Origin of the sequence: Vibrio sp. S9_S30 (assembly GCF_014694455.1) — a bacterium.
In the GTDB taxonomy this organism is placed as follows: Bacteria; Pseudomonadota; Gammaproteobacteria; order Enterobacterales; family Vibrionaceae; genus Vibrio.
Window position 1 is genome coordinate 139,811 of sequence record NZ_JAAUWT010000010.1, and the last position, 18,598, is coordinate 158,408.

At 45.6% G+C, this 18,598-nt stretch carries 13 protein-coding genes and 1 pseudogene; 5 read left to right on the top strand and 9 right to left on the bottom strand.

Going from position 1 to position 18,598, the window contains the following annotated elements:
• Window positions 1-168 precede the first annotated feature (168 nt).
• Window positions 169-1,365 carry an acetate kinase gene (locus tag HC752_RS13680; RefSeq protein ID WP_190335725.1) on the top strand — a complete coding sequence of 399 codons (1,197 nt, stop codon included), beginning with the start codon at window positions 169-171 and terminating at the stop codon, window positions 1,363-1,365.
• Window positions 1,366-1,481: 116 nt separating this feature from the next.
• Window positions 1,482-3,635: a phosphate acetyltransferase gene (pta, locus tag HC752_RS13685; RefSeq protein ID WP_190335726.1), complete on the top strand. Its 2,154-nt coding sequence runs from the start codon at window positions 1,482-1,484 to the stop codon at window positions 3,633-3,635.
• Between the two features lie 102 nt (window positions 3,636-3,737).
• Here the strand turns inward: pta and HC752_RS13690 are convergent, their stop codons facing one another.
• From HC752_RS13690 to HC752_RS13700, 3 genes are all read right to left on the bottom strand, one after another.
• Window positions 3,738-4,790, bottom strand: a complete 1,053-nt coding sequence (locus HC752_RS13690; RefSeq protein WP_190335727.1) for an alpha/beta hydrolase — start codon at window positions 4,788-4,790, stop codon at window positions 3,738-3,740.
• Window positions 4,791-4,906: 116 nt separating this feature from the next.
• On the bottom strand, window positions 4,907-5,806 hold the full coding sequence (locus HC752_RS13695) for a LysR family transcriptional regulator (RefSeq protein ID WP_190335728.1): 900 nt from the start codon (window positions 5,804-5,806) through the stop codon (window positions 4,907-4,909).
• Between the two features lie 234 nt (window positions 5,807-6,040).
• Window positions 6,041-6,913 carry a Tim44 domain-containing protein gene (locus HC752_RS13700; RefSeq protein WP_190335729.1) on the bottom strand — a complete coding sequence of 291 codons (873 nt, stop codon included), beginning with the start codon at window positions 6,911-6,913 and terminating at the stop codon, window positions 6,041-6,043.
• Between the two features lie 314 nt (window positions 6,914-7,227).
• Here HC752_RS13700 and HC752_RS13705 point away from each other — a divergent pair, with 314 nt between their 5' ends.
• Window positions 7,228-7,824, top strand: a complete 597-nt coding sequence (locus HC752_RS13705) for a TetR/AcrR family transcriptional regulator (RefSeq protein ID WP_190335730.1) — start codon at window positions 7,228-7,230, stop codon at window positions 7,822-7,824.
• A gap of 9 nt (window positions 7,825-7,833) precedes the next feature.
• Window positions 7,834-9,708, top strand: coding sequence for an MFS transporter (locus HC752_RS13710; RefSeq protein WP_190335731.1), 1,875 nt, complete (start codon window positions 7,834-7,836; stop codon window positions 9,706-9,708).
• A gap of 81 nt (window positions 9,709-9,789) precedes the next feature.
• On the opposite strand, the gene menE is transcribed toward HC752_RS13710, so the two are convergent.
• From menE to HC752_RS13735, 6 genes and pseudogenes are all read right to left on the bottom strand, one after another.
• Entirely contained in the window at window positions 9,790-11,142 is a 1,353-nt protein-coding gene (menE, locus tag HC752_RS13715) for an o-succinylbenzoate--CoA ligase (RefSeq protein WP_238930521.1), read from the bottom strand.
• A gap of 100 nt (window positions 11,143-11,242) precedes the next feature.
• Window positions 11,243-12,229 (bottom strand): o-succinylbenzoate synthase, encoded by a 987-nt coding sequence (gene menC, locus HC752_RS13720; RefSeq protein ID WP_190335732.1) that lies wholly within the window; start codon window positions 12,227-12,229, stop codon window positions 11,243-11,245.
• Window positions 12,230-12,323: 94 nt separating this feature from the next.
• Entirely contained in the window at window positions 12,324-13,190 is an 867-nt protein-coding gene (menB, locus tag HC752_RS24680) for a 1,4-dihydroxy-2-naphthoyl-CoA synthase (RefSeq protein WP_202987899.1), read from the bottom strand.
• Between the two features lie 48 nt (window positions 13,191-13,238).
• Window positions 13,239-14,000 (bottom strand): annotated as a pseudogene (gene menH, locus HC752_RS24685) (2-succinyl-6-hydroxy-2,4-cyclohexadiene-1-carboxylate synthase); the annotation flags it as partial.
• A gap of 5 nt (window positions 14,001-14,005) precedes the next feature.
• Window positions 14,006-15,745, bottom strand: a complete 1,740-nt coding sequence (menD, locus tag HC752_RS13730) for a 2-succinyl-5-enolpyruvyl-6-hydroxy-3-cyclohexene-1-carboxylic-acid synthase (RefSeq protein WP_194717366.1) — start codon at window positions 15,743-15,745, stop codon at window positions 14,006-14,008.
• Window positions 15,742-17,040, bottom strand: a complete 1,299-nt coding sequence (locus HC752_RS13735) for an isochorismate synthase (RefSeq protein WP_190335734.1) — start codon at window positions 17,038-17,040, stop codon at window positions 15,742-15,744. The genes menD and HC752_RS13735 overlap by 4 nt, the downstream gene beginning before the upstream one ends.
• Before the next feature lie 314 nt (window positions 17,041-17,354).
• Here HC752_RS13735 and HC752_RS13740 point away from each other — a divergent pair, with 314 nt between their 5' ends.
• Window positions 17,355-18,569, top strand: a complete 1,215-nt coding sequence (locus HC752_RS13740) for a pyridoxal phosphate-dependent aminotransferase (protein ID WP_190335735.1) — start codon at window positions 17,355-17,357, stop codon at window positions 18,567-18,569.
• Window positions 18,570-18,598: the final 29 nt, after the last annotated feature.

Below are 18,598 nucleotides of genomic sequence, written 5' to 3' on the forward strand. Positions count from 1 at the left end.
GCAAGGAAGCGTATTCGCATTGAGTAAAGTATCAATGCGTCCAACGATACGGAATTTCAAGTATTTTTTGACCAAGCGTAATTTGTCTTTTCAAAAAGGCATTTACGCTTGCGATTGATTTTCATCCTTAACTGATTCTTTTATCAGACGAATAACAGGTAGTCACTCATGTCTAAGCTAGTTTTAGTTTTAAACTGCGGTAGTTCTTCACTTAAGTTTGCCATTGTTGATGCAGCAAACGGCGACGAGCACCTTACAGGTCTTGCTGAATGTCTTCATCTTCCAGAAGCTCGCATCAAGTGGAAACTTGACGGAAAGCACGAAGCACAGCTAGGTAATGGTGCTGCACACGATGAAGCGCTGTCTTTCATTGTTGAAACTATTCTTGCTTCAAAACCTGAGCTAGCAGATCAATTACAAGCAATTGGTCATCGTGTCGTGCACGGCGGTGAACAATTTACGCAATCAGCATTGATTGATGAAACTGTACTTAAAGGGATTGAAGATTGCGCAGCACTTGCGCCTCTTCACAACCCAGCAGCAATCATCGGTATTAAGGCAGCACAAAAAGCCTTCCCAAGCCTACCAATGACGGCCGTATTCGATACCGCATTCCACCAAACCATGCCAGAAGAAGCTTACCTATACGCACTGCCGTACAACTTGTACAAAGAGCACGGTATCCGCCGTTACGGCATGCACGGTACATCTCATCTATTTATCGCTCGTGAAACAGCAGAGCGCCTAGGTAAACCAGCGGATGAATTGAACATCATTAACTGCCACTTAGGTAACGGTGCATCAGTTTGTGCAATCAAGAATGGGCAATCTGTTGATACTTCAATGGGGCTGACTCCGCTTGAAGGTTTGGTCATGGGGACTCGTTGTGGTGATATCGACCCAGCCATCATCTTCCATCTTCACGATGCACTTGGTTACTCAGTAGAGCAAATCAACACCATGCTAACGAAAGAGTCTGGTCTTGCCGGTCTTACAGAAGTGACTTCAGACTGTCGTTTTGTTGAAGACAACTACGGCGAAAAAGAAGAAGCAACGCGTGCTATGGACGTGTTCTGTCATCGCTTAGCGAAATACGTTGCAGGTTATACTGCAACGCTTGACGGTCGTCTAGATGCCATCGTATTTACGGGCGGTATTGGTGAAAACTCGGGTCCAATCCGTGAAATGGTTCTAAACCGTCTTGGTATCTTCGGCATCGAAGTTGACGAAGCAGCAAACTTAACAGCGCGTTTCGGCAACGAAGGGACGATCACTACGGCGGAAAGCCGCATCCCTGCAATGGTTATCTCGACAAATGAAGAGCTTGTTATTGCTGAAGACACTGCACGTTTAGCGGGTCTATAATACACTGACTTTGACTGGCTAACGTGCCAATAGGTGCGTTTAGCCAGTTCTTATTTTCAGCTTTGGGAACATTGCAGCTTCGCAAAGCATTTACCTGATAGTGATAGGAATCCCCTATGTCACGTACTATTATGCTTATCCCCACTAGCGCAGGTGTTGGTCTTACCAGTGTTAGCATGGGCGTTTTGCGCGCTATGGAACGTAAAGGCGTTAAAGTTTCATTCTATAAGCCAATCGCACAACCTCGCAGTGGTGGCGACCAGCCCGATCTGACATCAACCATCGTGAGCTTCAACAGCGACATGAAAATTGGCGACCCAACGCCAATGTCTCAAGCAGAGGCACTTATCGGTGCTGAAAAAATGGACGAACTGCTTGAAACGGTGGTTGAGCGTTACAACCAAATCAATAAGGATTCCGACGTTACACTGATCGAAGGTTTGGTGCCCACTCGTAAACACCCGTTTGCTAACCAAGTGAATGCAGAGATTGCGAAAACGCTGGGAGCTGAAATCGTATTTGTCGCGACACCAGGCACAGACAATCCAACCCAGTTGAAAGAGCGCATCGAAGTCGCTTGTTCTAACTTTGGTGGAACAAAAAATAAGAGCATCTCAGGTGTTATCATTAACAAACTGAATGCGCCTGTCGATGACGCTGGCCGTACTCGCCCTGATCTATCTGAAATCTTCGACGATGCAGACAGCGCACATCAAGCGAACCTAGAAGTGATGCACATCTTCAATTCTAGCCCTATTCGCGTACTAGGTTGTGTGCCTTGGAGCATCGACCTGATTGCCACTCGTGCTATCGATATGGCAAAACACCTGAAAGCAGAAATCATCAATGAAGGTGATATCGCGAGCCGACGTATCAAGAGCATCACATTCTGTGCACGTTCACTTCCAAACATGATCGAGCACTTCCGTCCTGGCTCTCTGCTGGTTACGTCGGCTGATCGCCCAGACGTTATCGTAGCTGCTGCTTTGGCTTCTATGAATGGTGTTGAAATCGGTGCGATTTTGTTGACAGGTGGCTACGATATCCCAACTGAAATCGTTGACCTATGTAAGCCTGCCTTTGACACAGGATTGCCGATCTTCAAGGCACAAGGCAACACTTGGCAGACGTCTTTGAACCTACAAAGCTTTAGCCTAGAAGTGCCAGCAGACGACCGTGAACGTATTGAGTTCGTTAACGATCACGTTGCCAGCCATATCGACGGCCCTTGGATAGACACCTTAACGGAAGGCTCGGCTACCGTTCGTCGTCTGAGCCCTCCAGCGTTCCGTTACCAACTCACCGAATTTGCTCGTCGCGCAGCAAAACGCATTGTTCTTCCTGAAGGCGATGAGCCTCGCACCGTAAAAGCGGCGGCTATCTGTGCCGAACGCGGTATCGCAGAATGTGTGCTTTTGGGTAATCCAGAAGAAATCAAGCGTATCGCTGAGCAACAAGGCGTGGTTTTAGGCAATGGCGTAGAAATCATTGACCCAACAGTGGTACGTGAAAAATACGTCGCTCGCTTGGTTGAACTGCGCAAGAATAAAGGCATGACGGAAGTGGTTGCTCGTGAGCAACTTGAAGATACCGTTGTTCTCGGCACCATGATGCTAGAGCGCGAAGAAGTCGACGGCTTGGTTTCTGGTGCGGTTCACACTACGGCTAACACCATTCGTCCACCACTTCAGCTTATCAAGACTGCGCCGAGTGCTTCTCTTGTTTCGTCTGTGTTCTTTATGCTTTTGCCTGATCAAGTACTGGTTTACGGCGACTGTGCGATCAACCCAGATCCAAACGCAGAGCAATTGGCAGAAATTGCCATTCAGTCAGCGGATTCAGCAGCGGCATTTGGTATTGACCCACGCGTTGCAATGATCTCATACTCGACGGGGACATCCGGTCAAGGTGCAGACGTTGAAAAAGTCCGTGAAGCCACCAAAATTGCTCAAGAAAAGCGTCCTGATTTGGTGATTGATGGTCCACTTCAATACGATGCCGCCATCATGGAAAACGTGGCGGCTTCTAAAGCGCCTAATTCTCCAGTAGCAGGCAAAGCAACCGTATTTGTATTCCCCGACCTCAACACAGGCAACACAACCTACAAAGCGGTTCAGCGTAGTGCCGATCTTGTTTCAATCGGTCCAATGCTTCAGGGCATGCGTAAGCCAGTTAACGATTTGTCTCGTGGTGCTTTGGTGGACGACATTGTTTACACCGTCGCGCTCACCGCCATTCAGGCAAAACAAGCGGAAGAAGCCGACGCTTAATTCTGTTCTGTTTAAAAAAAACCGCCAATTGGCGGTTTTTTTATACTAAGTGGTTCTTCTAGTTGTTTAACCCATAAGCTAATTAACAAGCCCAGCTTGGTATTAATTTAACGTTGCGGAATAAAACCTATCGAGCGCCTGAATAGCTTGATTTACATATTGCTCTTGGTCATAAAGATCAAAATGCGTTGCTCCTTGGATTTTCACCAACTCCGCATTCCCACCTTTTTCTTTACTCCTTTTAACAGCAACCTCACTAAAGTAGGCGGACAAAGCTTCTGTACCAATTATCGCCATATAAGGAGTATTTGACAGTAATTCCATATGCTCCGAAGGATTAAAAGCATACCTAGTATCAAGCGACATGGCAGCACGCATTGGTGTGTAGTTTACTGCTCCTCCACCCCTTTCAGGGTTGCGATAGTAATCTGCCGCTCTCACCCAAAATTCATTCATACCCTTAGCACTTTCCTGACTTGGAATACCATCCACTAAGACAACCTCTCCGGTGTCAAAATATTTTTGGCGAGCTTCACTGGCAATATTTATTTGTTGTCGATATTGCTCAACGGGTGTTCCTTTTATTACATCCATATATTGAGTAGCCCCTCCCATTGCATAATCGGTAAAGTCTACAAACCCGCTCACGGTCGCAACGGAATCAATACGCGTATCTTGCATCGCTGTTTGGAGACTGTAGCCTGCACCAGAACATAATCCCAATTCACCTACTCTGTTACTATCAACACCAGGGAAACGACGAATAAAGCTTATGGCACTTTTTATATCTTCAACTTTCATTGGCGCATTTTCCATTCCTCGGGGATACCCACCACTTTCACCGTAGGTACGATGATCGAATGCCATTGTGATGTATCCTTTGAGAGCCAACTTCTCAGCGTATATTCCAGCAGTTTGTTCTTTCACACCACTCGCAGGAGTAATAACAACAATGGCTGGATAGCTCTTTGATGGCGTGTAATCAGGCGGCAGAAATACGTGCCCTGCGATGTGAGTATTTTCACTTAGGAATGATACTTTGTTCTTCCCGCTTTTCAGGTCTGCCCCTAAAAAATCATCATTAGCCATTACTAATGACGAGCCAAGAATTGCAGATGTTAATAACGATAAACTAAGCAGCTTGACGCTTTTCATAAAGAACTCCTTCTGTGTTAACTGCCCACCTATCTTACGAAGTCGTTATTTCATGATATATACACTTAGAGGCACATCACTGTTCACTCATATTCACTAATCACAACAAACGATCTTTATTCCATGTACTGTTGGAAATTAGAAACCACAAACTCGGAAAATGTCCTAAGCCTTATGGGTTGATGCTTATCTCGCGCATACAGAACATAGAATGGAATAGAATCGATATACCAATCCTCAAATAAAGCGACGAGCAGCCCCTCCTCCAACTCTTGTCGGCAATAACATTCGGGTACTCGAATAATACCGTTTCCGGCACATGCTGATCTCACCATGACTCTGCCATTTTTACAGGCAAGGTGACCTTTTATCTGAACCTCTTTTTTTTCCTTAGTGACTTTATGCCTGAATACCCAATGATTAACGGTTCCTGATACACACCGATGCGTGGCAAGATCACTTGGTAAAGTGGGTTTACCATACTTGATTAAATATTCTGGGCTAACGTAAGTTCCAATTGTAATGTTAGTCAGTTTCCTTGCTATCAAAGAAGAGTCTTCCAAGCTACCCATACGGAAAATAAAGTCATACTTCCCAGAAATAATATTGACACGATCACTCGAAAAATCTAATTCGATATAAATATCAGGGTATAAGGTCATAAAGTCGTTAATCAAAAGAGCAACAATGTCTTCGGCAAGGTGTCCACCTACACAATTGATTTTTATAGCCCCTGTTAAAGAATCCGAACTCTCTAAAACATTTTCAATTGCATGGGATATAGCACGAAGAGAGTCCTTGCAACGATGGAAAAATGCTTCACCTTGTTGGGTAAGACATTGTGTTCGAGTTGTTCTTAAAAGTAACGTAACACCTAGCGCGGTTTCCAACTGCACCAATTGTTTAGATACATTTGAACGAGAACACATCAGTCTCTCACTCGCTTTTGTAAAGCTTCCCTCTTCAACAAGCACCACAAATGTTCTGATATCGGAAAGACTTGGATGATTTTTCATAGCAAACAGCGCGTCTTAAGGTCGGCTGACCTGAGTAAATAAGAATTGTCATGTAAGAGCGCTAACTAATACTGAAATCATTGGTTAAATGTCAATCACCTAGATTGAATATCAACCTATTGAAAGAAGGTAATCGTTCAAGCTGAGACACGTTTGCCAAATTTGAGAGAGTGGAATGAAAGAAAAACCCCTTCCTCAGTAAGGAAGGGGTTAGCTGTAAAGACCAAATTGAGCTTAAGCTTGAATACCCACGATCAACCACGGTGCATTAGGTTGTGTTAGGTCACGCTCTAAATGCCATACATCGGTGATGTCTTCTTCTACGCCTTCCGCTGTGTCACGGTAGCGACCACTGAATTGAAGGCTTAACTGTGCAGACGTTGCGTTGTGGTCCGCGCGAACAATTTCAGCGTCAACATACATGACATCCGTATGCTGTTCGCCTTCCAGTTTTGCACGTTCTGCCGATAAATCATCGAACAAACCCGGAGAAACGTACTCACGAATGGTTTCTAATTCGTTGTAGTTCCATGCACCTTGCAGTTTACGATAGTGATCACGAGAGCCATTCACAAATGCAGCGTGGTCAAAACCCAGCGGGTAATTATGAGGGACATCACTGTCACTGGCTGCACCGAACCCACCAGACAACGGCTGAGTTTGCTCGAAGTTATGAACGTTCGGTTGCTGTTGTGGTTCAAACGTATTGCGGTTTGCGCCAGAATAAGCGGGTTGCTGTTGATTCATACTTCCCTGTTTAGACGCAAGCAAACCTTTCATTAGTTTGAAAATAACAAAGGCAATCAATCCCATGATAAGGATATCCATAAACTGGATACCTTCAAACGCACCGCCAAAGAATGCCGCTAATAAGCCGCCCGCAAGGAGACCTCCTAGCAAACCACCCATTAGGCCTTTTTTACCGCTGGTTTGTTTACCCTGATCGTTACCGATGGTGTTTGTGTTCTGTTGTTGCTGTTTTGGAGCCGGTGCCGTTTTGTAGCTTTTACCAAATGATTTACCACCACCGAATTTCTTTGCTTCAGCAATCGGTGCAGCGGTGACAGAAATCATCAATAAAGCGACAAACGCAAATAATCGTTTCATCGTTATTTTCTCTTAATTCTGGTTTTAACAGGTATGTACATATGGGCACTCAAGTGAAAATCAAGGTGGCACAGGTACTTTAAGAATCATAGCCGCAAGTTACTAACAATAAAATACGTGCAACACAAATGTGTGTGTCAGGATATTGCTAACATCAGGATACGTATCTCATTGGGAAACGGCATGACTGCACATGCATACTCTTCGACACCGCCCAGATTACAGTAATTTGAGCTAACAGGTGTTTATCGTCTTGACCCCTATATAAGCGACACTTAAAATAATGAACATTGTTCATTTTAACACACTCAATCATGGCCAGACGTAACGATCATACACGTGAAGAATTGATAGCACTTACCCTCGATAACGTGAAATCTTTCCTTGAAGAAAAACCCCACCATGAACTCAGCCTCCGAAAGATTGCCAATATGATTGGTTATGTCCCTAGCACTCTCGTGAATGTATTTGGTAATTACAATTTGGTACTTTTACAAGCCGTTGCACAAACTTTGGATGAGCTATCGCAGCAAGCAGAAAAAGCCGTCGAAGATGCTCAACATCCCATTGATGCCCTACATAAGCTGGCATATTGTTATCACGATTTTGCTTTGGCGCATCCATATCGTTGGCAACTGATCTTTCAACACACGATGAACGGAGAAGAATTACCCACTTGGCAGTCCGAACGAATCGATAAAATGACGGGCATGCTTGAAAGCTTGATTCAAATGATCACCCCTGAAGGGTCTGAGCAGAACGTGGTTGAAGCCAGTCGAGTTCTTTGGGCTGGGGTACACGGAATTACCTTGCTTAGCGTCGATGATAAGTTCTTTTCCGCGTCTCCAGTCGATGGCAAAATTTTGATCGATAACTTACTGTCCAACTATTTAGCTAACTGGCAAGCATAAGGATTTTGAATGCCTAAACAGCACCCGTCTTTAATGACACAAAAGCGCTTCCTCCCGTATTTTATCACTCAATTTTTTGGCGCATTTAACGACAACATCTTTAAAAATGTTCTGTTGTTATTTGTTGCTTTCGCCGGAGCCGAAGCCCTTCCTGTATCAAGTAACTTGTTCATTAATCTTGCGGCTGGTTTGTTCATTCTGCCTTTCTTTTTGTTTTCCGCTTCCGCAGGGGTCTTAGCCGATAAATACGAAAAAAGCGCCTATATACGGAAAGTGAAGTTAGCCGAAATTACCATCATGATACTGGGCGCTATTGCCTTTGTGGCAGAAAGCTACTTGATATTACTGATTTTACTCTTCTTGATGGGCACACAATCTGCTTTTTTCGGCCCTGTTAAATACGCATTGCTCCCTCAGCACCTCAAACGTAATGAGCTCGTTCCAGGTAATGCCTTGGTAGAGACAGGGACTTTTCTCGCCATTCTACTGGGTACCTTAGGAGCAGGCATAATTGCGTCGGTTGATCATGCCACCACAGTAGCCGCCCTATGTGTTGTCGGGTTTGCGTGTTGTGGTTACGTCGCGAGCCGTTCCATTCCGGAAGCCGCCCCCAACGCACCGGATGTCGAGTTTAAGTGGCGTCCAGTATCACAAACCAAAAACACATTAGCGATAGCAAAGCGTGATCGCGTCGTTTTCCAAGCCATTATGGCTATTAGCTGGTTCTGGTTCCTTGGCGCAAGTTACCTCACCCAGTTTCCCAATTACACTAAGCTGCATTTAAATGGCAACGAAAGTGCAGTATCGCTCTTGCTTGCGCTGTTTTCAGTGGGTATCGCCATTGGTTCAATGGCCTGCGACCGAATATCCAAGCATAAATTGGAACCTGGTATCGTACCTGTTGGTAGCTTTGGTATCAGCGTTTTTGGGGTTATGCTAGCGTCATTTACACCGGAATCTTTGCCGATATTCACCGATTTTATGAGCTTCCTTACCTACCCTGAACTTTGGCCGGTGTTCTTTAGCTTACTGATGCTGGGTGCGTCAGGGGGCTTATTTATTGTTCCGCTGTATACATTGATGCAAACACAAGCTCGCGAAAGTGAACGAGCCCAAATCATTGCCGCAAACAACATTTATAATTCCATTTACATGGTCGGAAGCGCAGTGTTGGGTATTGTGTGTCTTAGCGTGCTCGAACTTTCTATTCCAACATTATTTCTGCTTTTAGCCATATTGAATGTATTTGTCGCCACATACGTATACTGGCAAGTGCCGATGTTCTTGTCGCGATTGGTGTTATGGATGTTTACCCACACCATGTACCGGGTTAAGCACAAGAACCTGACAAACATCCCCAAAGAAGGGGGAGCATTAATTGTCTGCAACCACGTAAGCTATATGGATGCCCTGCTGATGATTGGCGCGTGCAAACGCCAAATACGGTTTGTTATGGAAGAGGAATACGCGCATTTCCCTCCCATCAAAACACTATTAGAAAATGGCGGCGTCATTGCGATAGATGGCACCAACAGCCGCTCTGTTCGCCAAGCGTTTAATGAAGTTAAAGAAGCATTAAATAATGGCGACGTCGTTTGCATTTTCCCAGAAGGTCGATTGACCAATGATGGCAACATGAACCCATTTATGCGGGGGATGGACTTGATCCTAAGACGCTCGCCAGTGCCTGTTATTCCAATGGCTCTTAAAGGGCTATGGGGCAGCTACTTTAGCCGTTCTAAAGATGGCCGAGCCTGCCATGGCTTCCCACGGCGCTTTTGGTCTAAGGTTGAGATTGAAGCGGGGCAACCAGTTCAACCAAAAGATGCCACCACTGACTACATGTTTGAAAAAGTGTCGGAACTTCGCGGTGACTGGCGCTGATCGACATTACGCTTACAATCAAGACGCTTACAATCAACTCTTCTGGTATTAACATTCAAAAGAGCGGCTTGACCGCTCTTTTTAGCTTCGATTATCAAGCCACCTTGCCAACCATCGCCTAGAGACTTTGACCCCATTAGCTTTAGCACCGCTTGGCATCAAATAATATTCAATCGGCCACTTGAATTTCTCCAACTTACTTGCCAGTGTGTGTTCATAGTATTCATTAGGCTGTAGAACATCCGTATCCAATACAGCGACTGGTCTGAAACCGTATATTTCATCTTTTACTGGGATGACGGCGGCGGCTCGGACATCAAAACAAGCGGTAAGAACCACTTCAATTTCTTCGCAATGGATATTCTCACCTCCCGAGATAAAGCGGTTATCTTTGCGCCCAACGACGATCAGTTCATCTTCTTCGACGTAGCCTAAGTCTCCAGTTGGATACCATCCATTCTCGTTTTGTAGGTTCACAATCTTCCCGTGTCGATAATATCCCATGGACATCGTATCCCCTCTCAACCAGATCTCTCCGTCGACACATTGTAGTTCTCGGTGCGGCAAAACCCTACCTGATGAAGACCATTGATTGGTGCGTTTTGCGGTCACTGTTGAGGCGGCTTCGGTCAGACCATACCCTATCCAAGTGTCGATGCCCTGCCTCTGTGCTTCGTCAATTAATGCCTTGGGTATATGGCTTCCCCCTAGAAGCACCCTTTTCAGTACACCCATATCTTCGCTTTCGAGAAGCCGGTTTAACTGAGTAGACACCAGCGATGCGTGAGTGACCAACCGCAAATCATGAAGCCAGCCTTTTGTGGTGGGAACGACCAACGTGGCACCGGCGATCAACCAACGCCAAACAATAGCGAGCCCTGATACGTGATAGAGCGGTAAGCTGAGTAACCATGAGTCACCGGATTTAAATTCAAACTGACTCAACAGCCCTGTGGCGGATAAAATGTGATTGGATTCAGTATGGGCGACCGCTTTTGGATCGCCCGTGGTTCCAGAGGTGAAAATCAAACTCGACAAAGCAGGTATTGCCTTTGTGGGAACAAAATTATCCGATTTTAAGCGCTCCCATTCTCCAGAGGGGTTTTGCTCAAACACCAATGCGGGAGCAACGGATGCCAATTTTTTCTTGATGATCTCTTCGGGAGAGGGCGCGATAGGAACAAAGGTAGCCCCCACTTCTTGGCAGCTCAGCGCAGTTTCGACAAGAAAGCCATCATTTTTCCCAATACACGCTATCACATCCCCAGCAGTGGCCCCCTGCTCAATCAAAGATTCGCTACGAACAATCACCTTATTCAGTAGTGCTGCCCACGTTATATTTTCATCGTCATTTACCAGTGCGATGTCATTAGAGCGCGTTTTCGCCCATTGACGCAGTAAAGACCCGTGTTTCAGTAGCGCGTTCTGTGGCAATGATATGTCCTGTTAAAATAAAGTGTCTTGTAACGATATAACGTCTTTTGGCAATATAACGTCTTTTGACAGTAAAAAGCCTTTGGCAATAAAGAGCCTTCTAGCACTGAAATACGAGTTCTTGGGAGTCAAGCGATGTAATGGGTAAAGACGACCCAGGCCAAGGCACTTCGAGTTGTGACGCAAATAAGCTCAGTGTGTCCAACCCCGGTACACTTCTCGGTGTTAGCCAGTGCGCCAAACGAGCGAGTTGATTGAGCCCTAAACTGGATTCCAACGATGAACTAATGACACTGGATATGCCCAGTTTTTCTGCTTGTTTCACCAACGCGGCACAACGCTCAATCGAACCAATCAAACTGGGCTTAATCACCACACTTTTCACCCCTGTCAGCTCAGATAATTTGAAGCCTTTCTCTTTCACCGCATGTTGAAGTGTTTCATCCCACGCAATAGCAATGCCTGTATCCATAGCGAATGCGAGACTGTCCCCCGGTTTCTTACAGGGCTCTTCTAAAAAGGCGATGCGCTGCCTGTATGAAGGGTTTACATGACTCGCGAACTTACGCGCTTCTTCTGGCGACCACGATCGATTGGCATCCAGACGAAGCGATAAATCGGGGATGGACTCTAGAAACAGGTTCACCAACATGCCATCGCGAATGGGCTCATAAAGCCCGACTTTGATTTTGGCCACTTTTTCACCCTGTATTTGGCTAAGAATAAGCAGCAACTCGTCAGGGTCCCCCGTACAAAGCGGTGCCACACTGTAATTGCCGTTTTCGGGCAACCCACCAGCCAACTCCATTTGAGCAATAGATAATCCAAAAGCAACCGATGGGAACAGGTCATCTAATTTCAATGCCCTCTCTTTTGCCCAAAGTTCGAGTGCTTGTTGTAATTGCTCTCCTGCTTCATCAACACTTTCTTGGCTCACACCCGGAAGAGGCGCGACTTCGCCGTATCCAGTTTTCCCATCTTCGGAGAGCTCGATAATCCAGCCGTCTCGTTGCGGAAGCTTTAGATTGCGTAATATCACTCCGCTATCCATAGCCAGTTGATACCTATAAAGCTTTACATTTCGCATTGCGCTGTCCCTTTCCTACCTAACTGCGTGGCAAATTACTTTCAAATAACTTGATTTTATTGGGCATAATTTGCCATTGACGTTGTTATACCTATTATGGATTGCGAGGAAACTTATCAAAATCTGGGCGGCGTTTCTCATTGAACGCATTTCTCCCTTCTTGCCCTTCATCCGTCATGTAAAACATCATAGTTGCGTTGCCCGCGAGCTCTTGAAGACCAGCTTGCCCATCGCAATCCGCATTTAGTGCAGCTTTCAAACAGCGCAGTGCCATGGGGCTATGTTGCAATGTTTCTCGACACCAACGCACCGTTTCCTTTTCTAGGTTTTCAATGGGGACTACGGTATTCACTAACCCCATATCCAGTGCTTCTTGAGCATCGTAGAATCGGCACAAAAACCATATCTCACGAGCCTTTTTCTGCCCCACAATTCGCGCCATGTAAGATGCGCCCCAACCGCCATCAAACGACCCCACTTTGGGTCCAGTTTGGCCAAACTGCGCATTCTCGGCGGCAATGGTCAAGTCGCACATCATATGGAGTACATGCCCCCCTCCTACCGCGTAACCTGCTACCGAAGCAATCACGGGTTTGGGGCATGTTCTTATCTGGCGCTGGAAGTCGAGTACATTCAAATGATGCGTACCGTCATCATCTTGATAGCCCCCATAGTCACCCCGAATTTTCTGATCGCCACCACTGCAAAAAGCGTCGTCACCCAGCCCAGTTAGGATGATTGCGCCTACTTTACTGTCGTACCGAGCATCCGCCAGAGCGTGAATCATTTCGGTCACCGTTTGCGGTCTAAACGCATTTCGTACTTGGGGGCGAGCGATGGTAATTTTGGCGATGCCGTCCGATGACTTATCGTAATAAATATCTTCATAACCATTGTTCGAGTTCACCCACTCGACAGGAGCGTATAGCTCCTCTTCTGTAATACCGACCGTTCTTGCCATGGTTTTCTCCGGAAGTGATGATTGAAGTTTGTACTCCATCACACATTGATTAATGATTCGGGCGAAGGCAGCAGGTTGCTCCTGATGCACGTTATGCCCAGCATTTTTCACTAGACTGAATGTCAATCCACTCGATTCCGCTAGCGCCTTGAACTTTTCGTCTTTGTCACCGCAAACGTATTGGACACAATCGAGACGTAACATTTCATTCAACAAATAAGGTTGCTTCGCGAGCGACGTCGCACGCAACATTTGCGACACACCGACGGTATTATTATTCCGCCTTTGGCTGATAACACGTTGTCTTTGCTCATCATTTAGAGAGCTAAACACAGGTTGTTGATACCAATCCTGTAATACAGGATCGATATTTTCATTGGCAAAGCGTTTTGACCATTTAACGTCGCTCTTCCATCTGGCGCGTTTTTCCATTTCACTTTGCAAACCAAAATGCCCACCTTCTAATATGACTTTGACAATATTGGCTCGCTTCCAATGACCGTTCACTAAACCTGACATCACAATCCGAGCCCCCATAGAGTACCCAACCAAAATAACGGGGGGAGCTTGCGGTAGTCTCATTTTCAGGGTGTCTTTTACTTGTTCGCACACCTCAAAAAAGTTGGCGGCTGTCATACCGGCGCTTTTGCCATGCCCGGCTAAATCAATACCCAAACAGTTGTTTTTATTTAAATACTTAGACGTGGTTTGCCAATCACTGGCACTGCCTAGAAAACCATGAAGAAACACCACGACAGGCTGCTGCCTATGATCTTCTCGGTAAGACAACCATTGACTACCTAAGTACATATTGGCTACCTAAGCTCATTGCAGACCTTTTCCGTAATGGGTTTTAATTCGAAGGAGGTTTGCTCTGGGGGAGTAATGAGTTCTACCAACAACGTGCCTTTCCCCGAGGCTAGGTGGCTCACAACCTCTTGTATGCAGCTCGTGGTATCGTCTGGTGCTGCGTAATTCAAACCAAATTGCCTAGCCGCATGTTTGAATTGATATCCATGCGGCATTTGATAGAGGGTTCTTTTTTTCTCTTGGGGTACGGGCAATAAATCAAAAATAGCACCACCATCGTTATTGGACACTAGAATCACCGAAGCATATTCATTGGCATGAGTCCAAAGGGAAAGGGAGTTAAGATCGTGCAAGAGAGACGTATCTCCAATCAGAACTAGGGATGTGTTTTTGCTGGCTAAATGAACCCCTGCCGCTGTTGCAACCAAACCATCAATGCCTGATGCACCACGATTTGAGTAAACGTCCAATTCGGGCATTTTCGCCAACATATCCACCAATCGAACCAATAAGCTGTTACCGAGAAATACCGTCGGTTCTTCCAAAACGTGATCGAACAGTCGCGTCACTAAATCCGTTTCAGAACAACCTACGTATTCATGTGAACGAATAACCTGATGAGTGATGTCCGACACTTTTTTTAGGTCATCACCCCAACTATGGAAGTGGACTTCAGATGAGCTTATTCGACTCAAGGCGTTTTCACACCAATAACCAACATTCGCAATAATTCTATGTTGTACTTTATGGCTTGGATTCAGCCGTTGCGGATAAGGCTGAACGATGTGATATTCACAATGGTCACCACGCGTTTCTATCCAATTTAATAGGCGTTTTGAAACGAGCCTCGCCCCAAACTGAAGAATAAAATTGCACTCATCCAACACCTTTACAGCCTTAGCACTCCTTAACCAAAGGTCAAAATGCGCAAACTCGCTGCTCACCCCGCTCTGCGGATCGCAAAACACCGGCCATCCTAAGTGGTTCGCAAGTTCAAGTGCCTTTTGAGATTCTGGTAAATTCAATGAACCCAGTATCACTACCCCTTTCTTGCTTTCTATTGCGCTAACTGAGTTTATTGAACTGAAAGAATCCGATGAAAGCGGCGATTGAGACTGACAAGAAAACACTCTGGTGAAAGGGGAAGCAGACTCATACCAAGGTTTTACCTTAAGCAGGTAGGGGTCATCGAAATGGGCTTCTTCTCCACCATAAAGTGGCTCTGGGTACGGGCAATTAAAATGAACCACACCGCCATGTTCTACTTGAAAGTGCATTGCCTCATCGACAGTGGATAGCAGCCAATTCGGTGGTATTCGCGTATTTGGGCTAGGAAGGTTTACGGCTTTGCCTACATGTGAGGAAAAAATACCTACTTGGTCAATGGCTTGATTCGCACCACAATCGATCAGCTCCACAGGGCGATCCGCAGTGAGTACAACAAGCTTTTCCCCCGTCAGGTTGGCTTCACATATTGCGGGCAGCAAATTGGCCACCGCAGTACCCGACGTCACCACAATCGCGACAGGTTTACGGGATGCTTTTGCCACACCTAGGGCGTAAAACGCCAAACCACGTTCATCATAGTGGCAATGAAGGTTAAGCCCTACATTGGCATCCGCTTCAAGGGTTAACGGTGTTGAACGCGAACCCGGTGCGATACAAATATCTTCAACCCCAAATCGGGTCAATTCTTCCAAAATCAACATCGCCCAAACGCGGTTCAAACTCGCTTGCCCAATCATGATGCGGCCTCCACTTCTGGCAGCGTGCTAAATAGGCTCAGCAACGTCGACATTTTTTTGTCTAATTCTTGCCACTCTTTATCCGATTCCGAGCCGAGTACGATTCCCGCTCCGGCATAAAAGTGAATATGCTCAGGCGTAATTTTCGCACTACGGATAGCCACACAAAACTCCGCTTCTTCTCGGTTAAAAAAACCGACATTGCCGCTATACCATTCTCGAACAATGGGTTCATTCTCTCGGATAAAGTCAAGCGCCTCTTCTCTTGGTAACCCCGCAATAGCGGCGGTTGGTTGGAGTGCCGAAAGAATGATTTCCCCCTCCGTTCTTTTCGTTATTTCCGCTTTGATCACCCGACGCAGATGCTGAATTTTGGACAACTTCTTGATGCTAGGAGAGTGCTGAATTTGAATTTGAGTACATAGGGGATCTAAACGCCCAACAATGTCATCCACAACGAGCTGGTTCTCTCGCTGATTTTTTGGATCGTTCAGCAGCCAAGAAGAAAGCGCTAAATCGCGTTCAGAGCTGCTTCCTCTCTCTACCGTTCCCGCCAACGCTTCCGTTTCTATATTTAACCCAACACGTTTGTATAAGCGTTCTGGGGTCGAGCCTACAAATGCGCTCTCTTTATCGTAAGCAAAAGCAAAATGATAACTAGCGTCGTTCCTTTTCTGGCTGGATTGAATAAAGGCAAAAGGAGAGATTGAATGAGCAGGTTGAAATGTGGTTTGACGAGCCAACACCACCTTCTTTAGGGCGCTGTTTTGAAATTGTGTTAACGCGTGCTCGATCAATCCATCCCATATCGGCTTCGTAGGTTGATGCTGGACAAAAGTAAGTGCAGGTAATGAATCCGAATGGGAACAGCTTGAGCAATTCGTCACCAACGACGCCAATGCATGGAGATCTTCACGTTTGTCCCCCTTGAGATTTACGCTAAGCGTCCACACATTGCCATTTCGAATCAATTCAATTTGGGGAAGAAAACAATAGGGTTTGGGGTTGTTGTTATGTTGCTTAGGGCTGGGGCTAAGCGGTTCATGCTCACCGAAACAAGAGACAACCCATATATTTTGTTTCGATTTAAGCCCGGCTTGCGCATCAGCCGTCGTTCTGAAATGGGAGACCAGCCCTAGTGTGACGGCTTCAACATTCTCGCATCTCGATTTCCAATACAGTTTAGGAAAATGAGGCTGACATTCTAACCAGTCAAGCAAAGAAAAACTCGATTCAAGTTCAATAGACAAACTGATTCGATGCTGTCTATCCCTTCCCTGGTTTACACGTTCCATCAGATCGTTAATTTTTGCTTGTAGAGGCAACAAGGCAATCTCACTCTTCTTAAACCTGAGATCATCTTATCTTAAGTGGGCTATTCTATTTGTTGATATCAAACAAACCTAGGCGAGTTTAGGGAAAAATTCGGGCTACACAGAAAGCCCGTATTCTCGAAACCCAAACTACTGAAATCATGCACCTTCAGGTAATTTGGGCACAGATGTCAGAACAAAATAGAAATCCGAACTTTAAAATAGATTTTTATTCTATTAAGAATGTAAATGGTGTACTTTTAGAAATTAAAATAAAACAAATATGGACTTACTCAATGCAAAATATCGGGATGTCATCAAAACTCGACAATGTCTGCTACGACATTCGAGGGCCTGTACTCAAACATGCTAAACGCATGGAAGAAGAAGGGCATAAAATACTAAAATTGAATATAGGCAACCCTGCCCCATTTGGTTTTGACGCCCCCGACGAAATTCTGGTTGATGTAATCCGTAACTTACCCACTTCACAAGGGTATTGTGATTCAAAAGGCATTTACTCTGCGAGAAAAGCAGTGGTTCAGCATTACCAACGTAAGGGGCTTTTGAATCTTGATGTTGAAGATGTCTACATTGGCAATGGCGTATCTGAGTTGATCGTCATGGCCATGCAAGCATTACTCAATAACGGCGACGAAATGCTGGTTCCAGCCCCCGATTACCCATTGTGGACCGCTGCCATTTCTTTATCCGGCGGTAAAGCGGTGCATTACCTGTGTGACGAAGAGTCTGACTGGTATCCTGATCTGGAAGATATGAAGGCGAAAATCACGCCCAAAACACGTGGTTTGGTGCTGATTAACCCCAATAATCCAACAGGTGCTGTGTATAGCCGAGATTTTCTACTGAAAGTGATTGAGATTGCTAGGCAACACAAGTTGATCATTTTTGCGGACGAAATCTACGACAAAGTCTTATATGACGGAGCCACCCATACTTCTATTTCGACTTTGGCAGACGATGTTTTGATGGTCACATTCAATGGTTTGTCTAAAGCCTACCGTGTGTGTGGTTTTCGCGGCGGCTGGATGTTTTTGACGGGCCCTAAAGGCATCGCTAGCGGCTACGTTGATGGCTTGGATATGCTTTCATCCATGCGTTTGTGTGCCAACGTCCCCATGCAACATGCCATTCAAACGGCGCTGGGGGGCTACCAAAGCATCAACGAATTACTTTTGCCTGGTGGGCGCTTACTAGAACAGCGTGACCGTGCTTATGAATTGATTACTCAAATTCCTGGGATTACCTGCATCAAACCTAAAGGAGCCATGTATTTATTTCCCAAAATTGATGTGAAAAAATTCAACATTACGAATGATCAAAAATTTGTTCAGGATTTCTTGATTCAAGAAAAGGTGCTTTTGGTACAAGGTTCTGGTTTCAATTGGCCAAAGCCTGATCATTTCAGAATCGTCACCCTACCGCATATAGAAGACTTGGAAACCGCTATTGGCAGGCTAGATCGTTTCCTAAGCACTTACAAACAATAAGTGTTTCTTTAAGGCGTGCAGCCATAGAA

Excerpts from the sequence above, each read along its gene's own strand:
- HC752_RS13680 (WP_190335725.1), top strand. The coding sequence starts at position 169 with ATGTCTAAGCTAGTTTTAGTTTTAAACTGCGGTAGTTCTTCACTTAAG.
- pta (WP_190335726.1), top strand. The coding sequence starts at position 1,482 with ATGTCACGTACTATTATGCTTATCCCCACTAGCGCAGGTGTTGGTCTT.
- HC752_RS13690 (WP_190335727.1), bottom strand. The coding sequence starts at position 4,790 with ATGAAAAGCGTCAAGCTGCTTAGTTTATCGTTATTAACATCTGCAATT.
- HC752_RS13695 (WP_190335728.1), bottom strand. The coding sequence starts at position 5,806 with ATGAAAAATCATCCAAGTCTTTCCGATATCAGAACATTTGTGGTGCTT.
- HC752_RS13700 (WP_190335729.1), bottom strand. The coding sequence starts at position 6,913 with ATGAAACGATTATTTGCGTTTGTCGCTTTATTGATGATTTCTGTCACC.
- HC752_RS13705 (WP_190335730.1), top strand. The coding sequence starts at position 7,228 with ATGGCCAGACGTAACGATCATACACGTGAAGAATTGATAGCACTTACC.
- HC752_RS13710 (WP_190335731.1), top strand. The coding sequence starts at position 7,834 with ATGCCTAAACAGCACCCGTCTTTAATGACACAAAAGCGCTTCCTCCCG.
- menC (WP_190335732.1), bottom strand. The coding sequence starts at position 12,229 with ATGCGAAATGTAAAGCTTTATAGGTATCAACTGGCTATGGATAGCGGA.
- menB (WP_202987899.1), bottom strand. The coding sequence starts at position 13,190 with ATGGCAAGAACGGTCGGTATTACAGAAGAGGAGCTATACGCTCCTGTC.
- menD (WP_194717366.1), bottom strand. The coding sequence starts at position 15,745 with ATGATTGGGCAAGCGAGTTTGAACCGCGTTTGGGCGATGTTGATTTTG.
- HC752_RS13735 (WP_190335734.1), bottom strand. The coding sequence starts at position 17,040 with ATGGAACGTGTAAACCAGGGAAGGGATAGACAGCATCGAATCAGTTTG.
- HC752_RS13740 (WP_190335735.1), top strand. The coding sequence starts at position 17,355 with ATGCAAAATATCGGGATGTCATCAAAACTCGACAATGTCTGCTACGAC.